Source organism: Ruminococcus sp. OM04-4AA, from assembly GCF_003462585.1.
GTDB lineage: Bacteria > Bacillota > Clostridia > Lachnospirales > Lachnospiraceae > Mediterraneibacter > Mediterraneibacter faecis.
This window is the reverse complement of sequence record NZ_QTZH01000006.1, coordinates 17,290-32,134: the sequence shown is the minus strand read 5'-3', so window position 1 is coordinate 32,134 and position 14,845 is coordinate 17,290. Positions and strand designations below refer to the sequence as shown.

17 protein-coding genes are annotated in these 14,845 nt (G+C 40.8%); 3 read left to right on the top strand and 14 right to left on the bottom strand.

Going from position 1 to position 14,845, the window contains the following annotated elements; all coding sequences use genetic code 11:
- Positions 1-158: 158 nt before the first annotated feature.
- From DXB52_RS03365 to DXB52_RS03315, 14 genes are all read right to left on the bottom strand, one after another.
- On the bottom strand, positions 159-581 hold the full coding sequence (locus DXB52_RS03365) for an RNA polymerase sigma factor (RefSeq protein ID WP_096241080.1): 423 nt from the start codon (positions 579-581) through the stop codon (positions 159-161).
- Positions 582-584: 3 nt separating this feature from the next.
- Positions 585-941 carry a sigma-70 family RNA polymerase sigma factor gene (locus tag DXB52_RS16560; RefSeq protein WP_472519934.1) on the bottom strand — a complete coding sequence of 119 codons (357 nt, stop codon included), beginning with the start codon at positions 939-941 and terminating at the stop codon, positions 585-587.
- Positions 932-1,219 carry a hypothetical protein gene (locus DXB52_RS16555; protein ID WP_472519933.1) on the bottom strand — a complete coding sequence of 96 codons (288 nt, stop codon included), beginning with the start codon at positions 1,217-1,219 and terminating at the stop codon, positions 932-934. Before DXB52_RS16555 ends, DXB52_RS16560 begins: the two co-directional genes overlap by 10 nt.
- A 169-nt stretch (positions 1,220-1,388) precedes the next feature.
- The gene (locus DXB52_RS16100; RefSeq protein ID WP_004612798.1) at positions 1,389-1,538 is read right to left on the bottom strand and encodes a hypothetical protein; all 150 of its coding nucleotides are present in this window, start codon (positions 1,536-1,538) and stop codon (positions 1,389-1,391) included.
- A gap of 126 nt (positions 1,539-1,664) precedes the next feature.
- Complete coding sequence (locus tag DXB52_RS03355) at positions 1,665-2,021, bottom strand: helix-turn-helix domain-containing protein (protein ID WP_096241082.1); 357 nt, start codon at positions 2,019-2,021, stop codon at positions 1,665-1,667.
- 109 nt (positions 2,022-2,130) lie between these two features.
- On the bottom strand, positions 2,131-2,460 hold the full coding sequence (locus DXB52_RS03350; protein WP_242856332.1) for a DUF6050 family protein: 330 nt from the start codon (positions 2,458-2,460) through the stop codon (positions 2,131-2,133).
- 15 nt (positions 2,461-2,475) lie between these two features.
- Complete coding sequence (locus DXB52_RS03345; protein WP_055214045.1) at positions 2,476-3,642, bottom strand: DUF6017 domain-containing protein; 1,167 nt, start codon at positions 3,640-3,642, stop codon at positions 2,476-2,478.
- The gene (locus tag DXB52_RS03340) at positions 3,623-4,528 is read right to left on the bottom strand and encodes a ParB/RepB/Spo0J family partition protein (RefSeq protein ID WP_118106542.1); all 906 of its coding nucleotides are present in this window, start codon (positions 4,526-4,528) and stop codon (positions 3,623-3,625) included. Before DXB52_RS03340 ends, DXB52_RS03345 begins: the two co-directional genes overlap by 20 nt.
- Positions 4,521-5,297, bottom strand: a complete 777-nt coding sequence (locus DXB52_RS03335; RefSeq protein ID WP_118106540.1) for a ParA family protein — start codon at positions 5,295-5,297, stop codon at positions 4,521-4,523. The genes DXB52_RS03340 and DXB52_RS03335 overlap by 8 nt, the downstream gene beginning before the upstream one ends.
- 15 nt (positions 5,298-5,312) lie before the next feature.
- The gene (locus DXB52_RS16095) at positions 5,313-5,477 is read right to left on the bottom strand and encodes a hypothetical protein (protein WP_173700017.1); all 165 of its coding nucleotides are present in this window, start codon (positions 5,475-5,477) and stop codon (positions 5,313-5,315) included.
- The gene (locus DXB52_RS03330; RefSeq protein ID WP_096241087.1) at positions 5,464-5,931 is read right to left on the bottom strand and encodes a DUF6075 family protein; all 468 of its coding nucleotides are present in this window, start codon (positions 5,929-5,931) and stop codon (positions 5,464-5,466) included. The genes DXB52_RS16095 and DXB52_RS03330 overlap by 14 nt, the downstream gene beginning before the upstream one ends.
- Positions 5,932-6,217: 286 nt before the next feature.
- Positions 6,218-7,612, bottom strand: a complete 1,395-nt coding sequence (rlmD, locus tag DXB52_RS03325) for a 23S rRNA (uracil(1939)-C(5))-methyltransferase RlmD (protein ID WP_118106537.1) — start codon at positions 7,610-7,612, stop codon at positions 6,218-6,220.
- Positions 7,613-7,707: 95 nt separating this feature from the next.
- Entirely contained in the window at positions 7,708-8,652 is a 945-nt protein-coding gene (locus DXB52_RS03320) for a 3'-5' exoribonuclease YhaM family protein (protein ID WP_117541368.1), read from the bottom strand.
- A 19-nt stretch (positions 8,653-8,671) separates the two neighbouring features.
- Positions 8,672-9,982 (bottom strand): S1C family serine protease, encoded by a 1,311-nt coding sequence (locus DXB52_RS03315; RefSeq protein WP_118106535.1) that lies wholly within the window; start codon positions 9,980-9,982, stop codon positions 8,672-8,674.
- A 238-nt stretch (positions 9,983-10,220) separates the two neighbouring features.
- Between DXB52_RS03315 and DXB52_RS03310 the strand changes: the two genes are divergently transcribed.
- The 3 genes from DXB52_RS03310 (at position 10,221) to DXB52_RS03300 (ending at position 14,821) form a co-directional block, all read left to right on the top strand.
- Complete coding sequence (locus DXB52_RS03310; RefSeq protein ID WP_117541364.1) at positions 10,221-12,596, top strand: endonuclease MutS2; 2,376 nt, start codon at positions 10,221-10,223, stop codon at positions 12,594-12,596.
- A gap of 52 nt (positions 12,597-12,648) precedes the next feature.
- The gene (locus DXB52_RS03305) at positions 12,649-13,350 is read left to right on the top strand and encodes a response regulator transcription factor (protein ID WP_117541362.1); all 702 of its coding nucleotides are present in this window, start codon (positions 12,649-12,651) and stop codon (positions 13,348-13,350) included.
- Between the two features lie 67 nt (positions 13,351-13,417).
- On the top strand, positions 13,418-14,821 hold the full coding sequence (locus tag DXB52_RS03300; RefSeq protein WP_117835823.1) for a sensor histidine kinase: 1,404 nt from the start codon (positions 13,418-13,420) through the stop codon (positions 14,819-14,821).
- The last annotated feature ends 24 nt before the right edge of the window (positions 14,822-14,845 follow it).

Sequence of the window (14,845 nt, the reverse complement as noted above, 5' to 3'; positions counted from 1 at the left end):
TTGCTGCTGATATGAAATTGTCAAGGTTCACTTTTAGGGGGGAATTTATTGTTTTGAATTAAAATAGACATTTGCCCCTCCACTAACCGCATGTGTGAAAGGGCAAAAATTAACCTGTTTGAAATTTTTTTATAAAATTTTTTTGAAACAGCAAAAACTTACAAAGTTTCCAGCCTGTCTTTTAGTTTCTGCAATACTTTGTTTTTCCTGTTTCTGATTGTCTTTGTACAACACCCGAAATACTGTGCTGTTTTTTTAACTGTGTACTCTTCAAAAAATAATAATCTTATCAATTCCATTTCTTCTTCAGACAAATATTTCAGTGCTTCCTGCAGCTCTTGTATTTCTGACACCCTGATGACTATTTCTTCTGGTGATAATATATGCAAATAACTGTTGTAACTCGTTTCCCCTACTTTTTCTATTCCGCACACACCATTTTTCTGCATTTTTTCAAGCTGGTATCTTTCTTTTCTTCTTGACTGGTACCATGCCAGATATACGTCTCTGGTAACTTCTATGAGAGTTTCATTTACACGCAGCACATACCGTTGTCTTTCCTTTGGTTTTTTACCACGCATCTTTTATTCTCCCTTCTGAAGCACTCCGATCAGTCTGCCTGCATTTCTTCTCATTTTCTGCTTTGCCTGTGAAATACATTTTGATACTGCCGGTTCTGTAATTCCAAACACCCGTGACACTTCTCTTTGTGTACGCTGCTGAAAATAAATTTGATGGATCACCTGTCTCTGCCGGTCAGTCAGCAGATCCATGAATTCTCCAATAGCTTCTTCTATGATCAGTTTTTCAAGTACATTCTGCCTTTTATCCACCAATTCACACCAGCCTTCTGAAATATGGCTGTATGAAATGCAATTATTATGTTCTCGTACCTCCCTGTTCCTGCACAGCCGATCTTCACCTTCTAATATCAACCGCACATACCAGGCTGATTATCAAAAAAATCTTCCTTAACAACTGTTATTTTTCTTCCTGCTTCATATACATAATCTCGACAGGTAAATAAAGGAAAAACCGTTCCATAATCACCCACGCAATAGAAAACATATCCTGTCTGATACGCAATAATTTCCGCACCATCTATCAGTCTCTGCTTTACAACTGCCACATCGTTTTCTCTTAAATACCTGGCGGACGGAACCTTTCTTCTTTCTTCCCTGTTACCTACAACCTGTTTCAATTCCTGCAATGTCAGCATGATTACCACCCTTCTGCCTGCTGGCAACAGGTGCCCATCAGCAGAAAGGATAGGATTATTGCTGATCTACTGGCAAAAGGGCAGTAAAAAACAGCTTCCGGCACACCCGTTTTTTTTAACGAGAGCCTGAAACTTCCTTACTGCCCTTTCTGCTAATTTACAGCATCCTCTATTTTATTTTCCGTCTGATGTCCCGGTCAGACTTCTTTGCATTTCTTTCCGTTTTTATGTTCTTTTCATTTTCCATTAAAACAGAATAGTCTCCCATTGCATCATAGGGACACTGCTTCCGATAGATTAAATTTTCTTGTCTGGTCATCAATCCTATCTCCCTTCCTTGTTTCTGTCTCTTTCTCTCTGTTTGCTATTTTAACAGCACAAAAAACTATTATCCTTAGCATATATGGGGAGTTTTTTTGTTTTACACCCCATATATAGTGAAATTTCACCTGTACTCATTAAAACTTTCTATCAGTGAATCTATTGTCTGCATGATAATTTTCTGCTCTTTCCATTCCATCTTCTGAATACGATAAAATACTTCCTCAAACTGCTTTCTTTTTTCTGCATCGTCCCCCTCTTTTCCCATCAGGATATTGGCATCTGTTTCCAGGATCTCAATCATCTTCCTGAAAATCTCAACAGACATTGCTGTTTGCCCTCCTTCTATCCTGCTGACCGTATTGACACTGATACCTGCTTTTTCCGCAAAAGATTCCTGTGATAACTTCATTTCCTGCCTGCGTTTTCTGATCCGTTCTCCCAATTCAATAAGTTCTGTGGAAATTGCACGATTGCTCAATACGGTGTCTCCTTTCCTGCAATTTGTCCCGGCTTTACGACATTTTGTCGCAAAGTTTCCAGAAAAAAAGCAGCTAATTTTGTCTTAGCTGCTTTTCAAAAGATCTATTTCATTTTATTCTCGGTATTTTATGTATTCCTGTAATAACTGTGAGCAGGAAAACACTAAGATAAATGATTGCCTGTCCAATCATTGCCAGCAGGACGACACTTCCTATCAATCCTCCGATCAGAAAATTCATTGTCCATACTGCCAGTGTTCCTCCAAGGTCAAATCCTCTTGGAACCATCCAGACACACATTTTTCCAATTCCAAACGGTATCCCCATCAGAAGCAACAGCAATAAATAATTGCACTTCCCATCCTGGATACAAAGCGGTCTCAGCACTGCAAACAATACAGCAATCACCAGTACTGGCACAACAACTTTTTTTATCATATTTCTCATCTTCCTTTATCCTCCATACATATCGTGATTAACCTCTGCCTGATAATAGCTGTTTATCGTTACCGGAGCATTATACAGGGCAGTCAAAAGATATGCTTTAATGTTTCCAACCTTGGTCGTATTTCGGTTCAGGCAAAACAGCACATATTCGATATGTGAATAGTTCAGCTTCATAAACCTGCTTTTCACCAAAGCAACTGGCTTTTCTGTCCCTGCAATCCGAATCATACTGTCCTCTGGCATCATCATAACTTCAATCATCAGTTCTACCAGTTCATCCACATCTTCTTTTGCATGATATTGATAATCTATGTTTTCATGAATCACTTCACGATATGCCCGCATCTCCTCCATCACATCTCTTTTCTTTTTCAGATTACCTGATATGATTGGATAGGATTGATTTATCTCAGTTTCACTAATATCAGTCTTGTTAATATCAGTATTATTAGATTGTGATTTCGGATATTCTGGTTTTGTGATTTCCACTATTCTTGAATGATGATTTTCACCATTTTGGAATTGTGATTCTGGAAATTCTTGATTTGTGGTTTTCATCATTCCTGAATTGTGATTTTCACCATTCTGTAATTGTGATTCCACACAATCCTGAATTGTGGATTTCACTACTCCTGAATGATGATTTTCACCATTCAGAAAAGTGCCTGGTTTTTCCCCGTTTTCAGCTTCCGATTGCAAATTTGCACATTCTTCATGGTTTCTATGCTCAGATTGCAGATCTGCACATTTTTTATGCTCTGGTTGCAAATCTGCACAGCTATCCGTCGACTTCTGATCTGGCACTTCTCTGATCATAAAATTTTTCACATAAATAACATTAGGCTTTCCCAGTCCCAGACGTTTTTTCTCAATCAGTCCAATCCCATTATTACTGTCCAGCTCTTTTACCAGCTTCACTGCCTTTTGGGTTCCACAGTTCATCAGCTCTGCGATTTCTTCCACCGTGAAAATAATATATACCTTGTCCTCTGAATCCAGCCATCGGTTCTTAATGCTCAGGCTCATACGGTCCAGCATCAGACCGTATAATACCTTTGCTTCACAAGAAAGAGCTTTAAAGCATGGTTCTGTAAACAGCACTTTCGGGACACGGTAAAAGCTGTATTGTTCCGCTTCCATTCCCGTAAAATAATCAAACTGTATCTTCTGCATCTGCTACTCCTTCTCTGTTTTGTTTCCATTTATCCAAAAGCATAAAAATAACTTCTTCTATCTGTTCTTTAGAATATGTCTCTGGAAAATAATTGCCGATTTTTTTTGCCGGAATCGTCACATTGATTTTACTGTTTTCTTTTTTCAATAAAACGGCATAGATATAACCCTGATTTAATTTTCCATTTGCACTGCATTCCTTTAATTGTTCTGCCTGTTGTTTTGACGGAAAGATATTACTGTTGACAATTCCTTCCAGAAGCCATTCCTGTTCCTGTGGTTTCAGATAAGACAATTTTTCTCCCACTATCATAGGGATTTTATTATCGTCCACATATTCCAATAATCCATCTGATAATGAAGCCAGACGGATATATCTCTGCACGGTTCTTCCACTGTCCCCGGCTGTTTCACCAACCATATCTGCCGTATATTTTTCACCTTTACTTCCTTGGTGCTTCATAGCATCATATTTCATCTTATAGGCATGGGCCTTTTCACTTGGCAAAATATTTTCACGCTGAATGTTGGAATCGACCATAATTATGACAGCTTCATCATCTGTATAGTTTCGGACAAGGACCGGCATAGTTGTTTTGCCACACAGTTCACAGCCTCTTTTTCTCCTGTGACCTGAAATCAGTTCATATCCACCTTCTGATCGGGGTCTTACCAGAGCAGGATTTAAAACACCATAGTTTTTAATACTCTCTACTGTCTCAGCCATTTTTTCATCATCGCTCACACGAAATGGATGATTTTTAAAAGGATGGAGCTTTTCCAATTCTATTTCCACAACCTGGTTCATACTCTTTTCCGGTGATTCTTCCAATCCCAGTAACTCATCATAAGAGGTAAGCTGAATCTCTTTTTTCGGTCTACGCATGTTTCAACACCTCCTGAACCAGTTCTCGATAACTGTCTGCACCTTTGCTTTTTCCATCATAAGAAAAGATACTTACACCCTCCGATGCTGTTTCTGCAAGGCTTTCCGTTCTCGGAATCGTCTGCTCAAAAATCTTAATGTCATTTCCGTATGTAGTTTTAATTGCCTGTTTGTTTCTCTTTGCATTATTGTAACGGCAATTATCCATTGTGAACAAAATACCTTCTATCTGCAATTCCGGATTAAACCTCTGATGGATTCCTTTTACCACTTTCAGTAATTCCATAAGTCCATCTGCCGCATAATATTGTGGCTGTACCGGAATCAATACACTGTCCGCTGCACTCAACGCATTGATTGTCAGCATTCCCAATGATGGCATACAGTCAATCAGAATATAATCATATTCATCTTTCAACAGTTCCAGATACTCTTTCAGTACTTTTTCCCTATCCTCAACTGTAAATAAGGACATATCCATTCCGGCAAGCAATTTATTGGACGGAATCAGATCCATCCCTTCTTCATGGTGCAAGACTGCTTCCTTTGGATCAAACTCCAGTCCCATGATGATATTTTCCATCATACTCTTTAAAGTCACTTTGAGATTTTTGGGAAATCCCATTCCCATTGTCAGATGTCCCTGCGGATCTGCATCTACCAGCACTACTTTTTTCCCATTCTTTGTCAGTCCGGCTCCCAGATTGATGGTTGTCGTTGTTTTGGCTACTCCGCCCTTCTGATTTGCAATAGCAATTACTTTACACATATACCTTCCTCCGATTTACTGTTTTTCTTCTACTTCTACATAAACACGAAAATATTTACTTGTTCCTTTATTTGCATAAGCATCAGATACTTCCAGGACATCCAATTCCTTATGATTTTCCAAAATACGGCAAAACCATTGAATGTCCCTCAAAGTACCCTGTAATCTAATTTTCAGCATACATATCCTCCCAGTCTTTGTAAAAACAATACTCTGGATAACGGATTTTAATGGCTTCCCAAAAATACCGGGCATATCCGCAGCAAAACAGATCTTCTACGGTATAATACTGACACTCTTTTAACTGATCTTCCTCTGCCTCATAATCTCCGACACTTGGTGTTCCATTACAGTAAAGGTTAAATGCCATACGGACAATCCGTAAACTTCCACTAGTCTGCCATCCTTCCAGCAGGCATTCCGTTTTTACACATCCAGTTTTAAAATTATAGATTTTATTCACATTATTTCTTGTGTCTCTGTCGATACCCAGGCAATAAACCAAAGCCCGATGGTAGACATCCTGATATCTGCATTTTTTCAGATATTCCTCATAAAATTTTTCGTGTTCCCTGCTCTTGAAAGTAATTGTGCGAGAATTGCTATTCTCTGCTCTTAACGCTGTGTTTGTCATTTTCATTTTCCTCCTGAATTTTTAATATTTTGGTATAAAAAAGACACTCCATTTCTGAAATGCCCTATAAAAAATAGGGACACCCGCTTTTAACAAGTATCCCTATAATCTATCAATGATCTGATAGCTCTCTATTCATTTTCATATTCAAGATTCTTTGTGTTCCCCGTCCCGAGGTCTAACGCAACAACAACGGTTACTTTCTTCACAAGGCTCTTTTCTTTGTGATTTCCACCTATTTTTCTGAAACTGAAAAACTCTACAAAGTGCGTAAATTCAAGGATTTCTACATATTCTTCCTTTGTAGCAACACCACAGTCTCGACATGCACCGTCTGTGGGAACTGATCCACCCCTCTGCACACCGTAATCTCATACCCATTCGCACACAGATACTTCAGATCTCTCGCCAATGTCGCACTGTCACAGCTTACATACACAACCTTCTCCGGCTGCATCTTCACGATCGTCTCCAGCAGTGTCTCGTCACAACCCTTTCTCGGTGGATCCACTACGATCACGTCTGCATGAGCTGTCTCACCATTATGCTCTCGCTCATACTCTGCATAATATTCCGGCAGAACTTCTTCTGCCTTCCCAACGAAAAATTCTGCGTTATCAATCGCATTGATCTTTGCATTTTCTTTGGCATCATCGATTGCCTGTGGCACGATCTCAACTCCGTAAACCTGTTTTGCCTTCTGAGCAAGGAAGAGGGAAATCGTTCCGATTCCGCAGTACAGATCCCACACGGTTTCATCACCTTTGAGGTCTGCATACTCAAGTGCAAGTCCGTATAGTTTCTCTGTCTGTACCGGATTCACCTGATAGAATGATAATGGAGAAATCTGATATTTTACATTTCCGATATAATCTGTAATATATCCCTGTCCCCAGAGAATTTCATAGGAATCTCCCATGATCACATTATCTCTTCGTGTATTCGGGCTGATCGTGATACTTGTCATGCCTTCAATCTGAATAAGCTTTTCAATCAGCCGCTCTGCTTTCGGAAGTTTCTTTCCGTTGACCACAAGGCAGACCATAATCTCTTTTGTCTTGAAGCCATAGCGGATCAATGCATGCCGGATCAGACCTTTTCCAGTCTTCTCGTCATACGATTTGATCTTGTTTTCACGCATATATTGTAAAATAATCTCGAGTATTTCTCGGTTCTGATCTACGCCAAGAGCGCAATCTGTGTTTGCAATAATATCATGTGTTCTTCCGGCATAGAACCCCGTGATCGGATTGCCTTCTTTGTCTGTTCCAAATGGAAACTGTGCTTTATTACGATAACTAAACGGATGCTCCATTCCAACAACCGGCTGCATCACAGCTTCAATCTGCTCTTTTGTAAAGCCACCAATTCGTTCCAAATTTCCGCGGATCTTCTGATCTTTAAACACAAGCTGACGATCATAAGACATTTCCTGAATCTGGCAGCCTCCGCATCTTCTGGCAAATGCACACTTTGGTTCTACGCGATATTCTGACGGTGTGATGACTTTCATTAATCTGGCATAGCCATAATTCTTCTTTGCCTTCATGACTTTCGCTTCAACCACATCACCGATCACTGCGTCTTTGATAAAGAGCGTGTAACCATCCACATGGCCAATTCCTTCCCCGCTCACTCCGATATCTGTTATTTCAACTGTTACAATATCATTCTTATTCATACTTTTCTCTCTTCTATTTTACTCTTAATTATACAAATAGCCACTGCTCACATAGAATCTGCAAACAGTGACACTTGTTATTCTCATTGTTAAATTTAATCCTCAGATGCTCTTCTTAAGTTAGACTCGAACAGACGATTATATCCAAGCCAGTCTGTTCCTGTTTTTCCTTTGAACAGCTCTGTCAATGTCTGAAGCTTTGCATCTGTTGAATCTGCCATGTTCAGTGCAACTGCCTCTGCCAGTGCAGGCTTCTTTGGAGAACCGTATTCCAGTTCACCGTGATGTGCCACGATACAATGCTTTAGCTCATGTGCAAGCTTCTCCGGAAATCCTGGAATGGAACGGATTGCATCATTGATCATCTCAACACCGATCACGATATGTCCGATCAGCTGTCCCTCATCTGTATAATCATTGTCCGGAAAATCAGAAAGTTCTTTCACTTTTCCAATATCATGAAGAATTGCAGAGCTAAGGAGCAGATCTCTGTTCAAAATAGAGTAGCTTGTTGCAAAATAATCACACATACGAGTTACACTGAGTGTATGTTCAAGCAATCCCCCGGAAAATCCGTGATGTACTGTCTTCGCTGCGGAATGTGCCTTGAATTTTTTGATAAATGCTTCATCTTTTATATAGTAGAATTCCAACACCTGTCTTAAATATTTGTTAGAGATCTGACGAATATAAGCTGTCAGCTCCTCGTACATTCCATCAACACTTTTCTCTGTTGTCGGCATATAATCTGCCGGATTGTATTCTCCCTCTTCCGCCTTTCTGATCTGACGGATGTTCAACTGAAGATTTCCGTTATAATTGATCACATCTCCAAAAACTTCAATAAAGTCCTTCTCATCATAATCTGCGATTCCCTGGGAGTTCGGATCCCATACTTTTCCATCTAATGTTCCTGTCTTATCCTGAAGAATCAGATTATCATACGGCTTTCCATTTCTTGTCTCTGCGGAACGCTTTCCTTTACAAAGATATACATTCCTGATTGTTTCTCCCTCGCATAATCCATCTATAAATCTCATTTTCTGCCTCTTTCACTTATTATTCTTTACTTTCAATCATAACATCAAATTTAATATCTACATATCCTTCAGATCCTCGGCGTTTCCCTTCCACTTTGATCTGATCTCCTGCTTTCAGCGTCAACATCAGTTTACGGTAAGCACTCATGCTTACAATTTTCTCTCCATTCACAGAACAGATCACATCTCCACTCTGTATGCCCGCTGCCATTGCAGGTGAATCTGCTGCCACGTCAATCACATAGATTCCTGACGGCATGCCCTCTTCTTTCTGAATTCCACTTGTCACTGCTGTTCCTGACACACCGATATATGGTACACTTGCACCGTTCGCTAACAGCTGGATAACCAACTTCAGATCTGAGATCGCATAAGCATTTGCGGTACGTACTCCCCGGTCTTTCCAAATATCAGAAGAAATCATTCCTATCACTTCTCCATCCAGATTGAATAAAATACCCGTTCCTTCGGATGCACTGCTCATATCGGTCGCAATCACGCTATACTCTCCGTCGCGTCCGATTTCTTTATAGTTTGACGAACTGACAATTCCGTATCCGCTTCCTCCGGCATAACCGAAAATATTTCCCAGTGCGAATATAACATCACCCTGTTCTGTCAGATTCGAATTGCCAAGTGATGCTACACTTGAAGCACTCCATGTGGCATCTGAAAGGCTTTTTTTATCTACCGCAAATATTGCAAATCCACTATTTTTATCCTTTTTTTTCAGGCTTGCCTTATATTCTGATTTATCTGAAAATGTAACGCACCACTCTTTTGCATCTTCGCAGATCGAAGCATAGGACAAAATCAGTATCTCCGGTCCGTTATCCGCAACGATCACACCCGATACGCTCTCATCAATTCCGGTCGCTTCTGCATTCCAGTTCTCCTGTTCTGCTCCTTTCGTAACAGATACCACACTCTTCTTCGCTGTCAGTGCTTTCTCATATGCTTTGGACATCATCTGTACATAACTGATCTCCTGCTGATTCTGCGCGTCATTCTGCTCTGTCGTGTCGTCACCTTCTGCTGAATCTTCCCCTGACTGATCGTCCTCCTGAATTGTCACAACTTGTGTCTTTTCTGGAAACAACTTCTGTGCAAGCGGACGCAACGCAAAGAATCCCAGGCACGTAAAGCCACCTAAAACCAGTCCGCATATTGCAATCCGGATGAGCTGTTTCATTCCTTGCTGTCTGCTGATCTTCTTTGGTTTTATCGTCTCTTCGAGAAATGCAAAAGATTCCTTTTTTTCTGACTGTTCTAAATTTTTCCCGTCAGGACCCTCTTCCGGAACCTGACCATTACTTTTCTTTTCTGACATTGACATGAACCTCATTCGTGACTGTTCACTTCCGTGTCAACTACAAAATCAACCGACACGGACATTTCCATTACTTAGTATAACTGATTCATATAGATTGTTCAATATCTATAAAAGCCTTTTATTTAATGAAATAATAAGGTACAATAAGACTCGGAAATAGTTATTGTTCACATGTATTGTGAACAGCTACATGATTAAAAAATTAGTATTAAGTTGAAATGACAGAGGAACATAAATGAATCAAAAAACATTATTTAAACTGGAATATGATAAGATCATTGCTCTTCTTGAAAAGGAAGCGACATCTTTCCGTGGAGGACAGCTCTGCCGTCGTTTGAAGCCAATGACCGACCTGCATAAGATCAACACTTATCAGGAACAGACTGCTGCCGCTTATACACGAATCGTGCAAAAGGGACGTATCTCGTTTGGTGACGCTGCACCGGTTGAAGAGTCCATGAAACGTCTGGAGATTGGCGGCTCACTCAGCAGCACAGAACTTCTCCGTATTTCCCGCCTGCTTGTAAATGCAGCCAGGGTTAAGGCCTACGGAAGACATGATACACAAGAGGACGCTTGTGACTGCCTGGATGAATATTTTAACCTGCTTGAACCACTGACACCACTTTCAAATGAAATCGACCGCTGTATTATCGGCGAAGATGAATACAGTGATGATGCCAGTTCCACACTGAAGCAGATTCGTCGAAGCATTAATAACATCAATGACAAAGTACACGCCACTTTAACTACACTGGTCAACGGTTCCCTTCGCACTTATCTGCAGGATGCAATCATTACCATGCGTGGAGACCGCTATTGTGTACCTGTCAAAGCGGAATATCGTGGACAGGTACAGGGACTCATTCACGATCAGTCTTCAACAGGTTCTACTCTTTTTATTGAACCTATGGCAATCGTAAAACTGAACAATGACTTAAAAGAACTTTATGCAAAGGAACAGGAAGAGATTCAGGTGATTCTTGCAAATCTAAGTGAAGAAGCCGCACAATATATCGAGGAAATCCGTGTGGATTACCGTTCTCTGACGGATCTTGACTTCATTTTTGCACGAGGTGCTCTGGCAATATCCATGCGCGCCAGCCGGCCGCTTCTGAATGAAGAGGGACGCATCCGTATCCGTGAGGGACGTCACCCACTGCTCGATCCGAAAAAAGTTGTTCCGATCACCGTGACACTTGGGGAAGACTTCACACTGCTGATCATCACAGGACCAAATACCGGCGGTAAAACTGTTTCTTTGAAAACGGTCGGCTTATTCTGTCTGATGGGACAGTCCGGACTTCACATTCCTGCCGGAGACCGCAGTGAACTGGCTGTATTCCATCAGATTTATGCAGATATCGGAGATGAACAGAGTATTGAGCAGAGCCTTAGTACATTCTCTTCTCATATGACCAATATTGTCTCTTTCCTTAAGAAAGTAGATGAACGTTCGCTGGTTCTCTTTGATGAACTTGGAGCCGGTACAGATCCGACGGAAGGTGCCGCACTTGCAATTTCTATTCTGTCCCATCTTCACCAGAGAGGTATCCGTACAATGGCTACCACACACTACAGCGAGTTAAAAGTCTATGCACTTTCCACTCCGGGTGTGGAGAATGCCTGTTGTGAATTCGATGTAGAAAGTCTTCGTCCGACTTACCGTCTGCTGATCGGTATTCCTGGTAAAAGTAATGCATTTGCGATCTCCGGGAAGTTAGGTCTGCCGGATTATATTATTGAAGATGCAAAGAAACGGCTCAGTGAACAGGACGTTTCCTTTGAAGATCTTCTCACTGATCTTGAGACAAGCAAACGGACGATTGAAAAGGAACAGGAAGAAATCGCACGATTGAAGAAAGAAGCGGAAGACCTGAAAGCCCAGGCGAAACAGCGCCAGGAGAAATTAGATGATCAGCGCGACCGCATTTTACGCGAGGCAAATGAAAAAGCAAACGCCATTCTGCGTGAAGCAAAAGAAGTTGCCGACAAGACGATCAAGGATTTCCGTAAATTCGGCAAGGAAAACATTTCTGCTGCAGAGATGGAAAAGGAACGTGAGAAGCTGCGTAAGAAGATCAAAGATACAGCATCTGCGTCTGCAATGAAAGCACAGAAACCAAAGAAAGAGCATAAAGCATCTGACTTCAAGCTCGGAGAATCCGTTAAAGTTCTCAGCATGAACCTGACAGGAACCGTAAGCTCTCTACCTGATGCCAAAGGGAATCTTACCGTACGTATGGGAATCCTCAGCTCCCAGGTCAACATCTCTGATCTGGAGATTATCGAGGAAGTCTCTCCGTATGCACCGAAGAAAATGAACCGTACTTCAAAAGGCAAAATTAAAATGGGAAAATCTCTTTCTGTCCGACCTGAGATCAATCTGCTCGGACGTACTGTTGATGAAGCCGTTGCTGAGCTGGATAAATACCTGGATGACGCAATCCTCGCTCACCTGAATACTGTCCGTGTAGTTCACGGAAAGGGAACCGGAGCACTCAGAAAGGGAATTCATGAATATCTGCGTCGTCAGAAACATGTAAAATCCTATCACCTTGCCGAATTCGGTGAAGGTGACGCTGGTGTAACAATTGTAGAACTTGGCTAATTATTTTAAACAGTTATCAACTACCTTATCATGGTTAATGGGGGAAAAAAGAATGTTTGGAAAACAGAAAATCCTAATCGTAGATGATGATGAGAATATCGCTGAACTGATTTCTCTTTATCTCACAAAAGAATGTTTTGATACAAAATTAGTATATGATGGAGAAGATGCGCTTGCAGCTTTTAACAGCTATCAGCCAAATCTGATCCTTCTTGATCTGATGCTTCCAGGAATTGACGGGTATCAGGTTTGTCGTGAGATTCGTTCCAAAGCTGCCACACCGATTATCATGCTTTCGGCAAAAAGTGAAGTATTTGACAAAGTTCTCGGACTGGAACTCGGAGCAGATGATTATATCATGAAGCCATTTGACCCTAAGGAAATGGTGGCCCGCGTAAGAGCTGTCTTGAGAAGATATCAGGTTGGACAACAGAATGATACTTCTGTTGAAAAAACAAAATGTGCAGAGTTTGACGGATTGACAATCAACCTTACAAACTACTCTGTTGTTTGTGACGGACATCCTGTTGATATGCCGCCAAAAGAATTAGAACTCCTTTACTGTCTTGCTGCATCACCGAATCAGGTATTCACAAGAGAGCAGCTCTTAGACCGTATCTGGGGCTATGAATATATCGGAGACACTCGTACCGTTGATGTTCATATTAAACGTCTGCGTGAAAAAATTAAAGACCACCCTCACTGGAATATCAGTACTGTATGGGGAATTGGTTACAAATTTGAGACAAAATAGATTTAAATCATCGATCCTGGATACTGTAAACAGCATCTGGTGACCGATGAGTACTTAGGGAGAAATTATGAAAGCAGTTCTGCATTTAAAATTTATTGTACTTTATATTATTTTCGGGTTTCTGTGTGTTTTCACAACGGCAACATTGACCACAGAACTGATCACCGAACGTCTGGAAAAAGATACTTCACAGACATTATACAGAGAAGCAACCATGATTGCAGATAATTATCTGCCTTCCTATTTTTCAAACGAATCTTCCAGCTGGGCTGTTCATTCTCAGTTATCTGCTATGAAGACGTATCTTAATTCTTCTCTGTGGTTTGTTGAAAAAGATGGTACAATGATCACCTCTGCCAACCTGAAGGATACTACTGCACCACAATCAGTCAATAATTTTGATCCGGCCGAAATCGGGAGCAACCAGTACATGATCGGAACCTATCATAATTATTTTCAGGAAGATATGATTACTGTAATGGCTCCTGTCACACAGGGATTTTATACAAAGGGATATCTGATCATTCACAGCCCTGTCTCTCTGATCAACGAAAGATGCCGCACGCTGATGGTTCCGGTTTATATTTCTCTTGGAGTTATTTTCCTGTTGTCCTTCATCTTCCTGCTTGGGTTCCATTTCTTCGTCCATCGGCCATTGTTGCTGATCACAGAAGCTGCGAAGCAATATGCCATGGGCAATCTGGATTACGAGATTCCGGTAAACAGGCATGATGAGATCGGATATTTATCCGCATCACTGAATTTTATGGCTGCACAACTGAAGGATTCTGATGATTATCAGAAAAAGATCGTAGCAAATGTATCCCACGATTTCCGTTCTCCGTTGACTTCAATCAGGGGTTATGTAGAAGCAATGGCAGACGGAACAATCCCACCAGAGCTTCATGAGAAATACTTAAATATCATTCTCTTCGAAACGGAACGACTGACTGACCTGACAACGGATCTTCTTACTTTGAACGAATTTGATACAAAAGAGCTCCTGCTCAATAAAACTTCCTTTGATATTCAGGAGATGATCAAACATACTGCCCAGTCTTTCGAGGGTGTCTGTACTCAGAAGCATATATCCATTAAGCTCTTTCTACTGTCTGAACAGATTGATGTAATGGCTGACCGACGCAAAATCCAACAGGTTCTTTATAATCTTCTGGATAATGCGATCAAATTCAGTGAGAATGACTCTTCTATTACAGTAGAAGTAACAACAAAAAATGACAAAGTCTTTGTTTCTGTAAAGGATCATGGAATCGGAATCTCAAGAAAGGAAATCAATAAGATTTGGGAGCGTTTCTACAAATCAGATCTTTCCCGTGGAAAAGATAAGAAAGGAACCGGACTTGGACTTTCGATCGTAAAAGAAATCATACAGGCTCACGATGAACATATCAATGTAATCAGTACGGAAGGGGTTGGCACCGAATTTATTTTTTCTTTAAGCAAAGCTTAAAGGACAACGTGAATAAAACAAAGA

Bases quoted from the DNA above. Each gene is read 5' to 3' on its own strand.
- DXB52_RS03365 (WP_096241080.1), bottom strand. From the start codon at position 581: ATGCGTGGTAAAAAACCAAAGGAAAGACAACGGTATGTGCTGCGTGTA.
- DXB52_RS16555 (WP_472519933.1), bottom strand. From the start codon at position 1,219: ATGCTGACATTGCAGGAATTGAAACAGGTTGTAGGTAACAGGGAAGAA.
- DXB52_RS16100 (WP_004612798.1), bottom strand. From the start codon at position 1,538: ATGACCAGACAAGAAAATTTAATCTATCGGAAGCAGTGTCCCTATGAT.
- DXB52_RS03350 (WP_242856332.1), bottom strand. From the start codon at position 2,460: ATGATAAAAAAAGTTGTTGTGCCAGTACTGGTGATTGCTGTATTGTTT.
- DXB52_RS03345 (WP_055214045.1), bottom strand. From the start codon at position 3,642: ATGCAGAAGATACAGTTTGATTATTTTACGGGAATGGAAGCGGAACAA.
- DXB52_RS03340 (WP_118106542.1), bottom strand. From the start codon at position 4,528: ATGCGTAGACCGAAAAAAGAGATTCAGCTTACCTCTTATGATGAGTTA.
- DXB52_RS03335 (WP_118106540.1), bottom strand. From the start codon at position 5,297: ATGTGTAAAGTAATTGCTATTGCAAATCAGAAGGGCGGAGTAGCCAAA.
- DXB52_RS16095 (WP_173700017.1), bottom strand. From the start codon at position 5,477: ATGCTGAAAATTAGATTACAGGGTACTTTGAGGGACATTCAATGGTTT.
- DXB52_RS03330 (WP_096241087.1), bottom strand. From the start codon at position 5,931: ATGACAAACACAGCGTTAAGAGCAGAGAATAGCAATTCTCGCACAATT.
- rlmD (WP_118106537.1), bottom strand. From the start codon at position 7,612: ATGAATAAGAATGATATTGTAACAGTTGAAATAACAGATATCGGAGTG.
- DXB52_RS03320 (WP_117541368.1), bottom strand. From the start codon at position 8,652: ATGAGATTTATAGATGGATTATGCGAGGGAGAAACAATCAGGAATGTA.
- DXB52_RS03315 (WP_118106535.1), bottom strand. From the start codon at position 9,982: ATGTCAGAAAAGAAAAGTAATGGTCAGGTTCCGGAAGAGGGTCCTGAC.
- DXB52_RS03310 (WP_117541364.1), top strand. From the start codon at position 10,221: ATGAATCAAAAAACATTATTTAAACTGGAATATGATAAGATCATTGCT.
- DXB52_RS03305 (WP_117541362.1), top strand. From the start codon at position 12,649: ATGTTTGGAAAACAGAAAATCCTAATCGTAGATGATGATGAGAATATC.
- DXB52_RS03300 (WP_117835823.1), top strand. From the start codon at position 13,418: ATGAAAGCAGTTCTGCATTTAAAATTTATTGTACTTTATATTATTTTC.